Consider the following 255-nt stretch of genomic DNA (forward strand, 5'->3'; position numbering starts at 1 on the left):
GCGCCGGCGCCACCCTGGCGCTCGCCGACGGCGAGACCGTCGGCTCGCTCGCCGGGCAGGGCCGCGTCGCGCTCGGATCCGCCCGCCTCACCGCCGGCGGCGACAACAGCTCCACCACCTTCGCCGGGACCCTCGACGGCACCGGCGGCCTGACCAAGGCCGGCGCCGGCACGCTCACCCTCGCCGGCACCAATACCTATACCGGCGGCACCACCATCGCGGCCGGCACCCTCCAGGTCGGGGACGGCGGCACCG

At 78.0% G+C, this 255-nt stretch carries 1 protein-coding gene; it reads left to right on the forward strand.

Annotated features, from left to right (window positions below):
• The coding region (locus tag MFF40_RS28550) for an autotransporter-associated beta strand repeat-containing protein (protein WP_238263193.1) at positions 1–255 on the forward strand (255 nt) is incomplete at both ends.

This window comes from Methylobacterium mesophilicum (assembly GCF_022179445.1).
GTDB lineage: Bacteria > Pseudomonadota > Alphaproteobacteria > Rhizobiales > Beijerinckiaceae > Methylobacterium > Methylobacterium mesophilicum.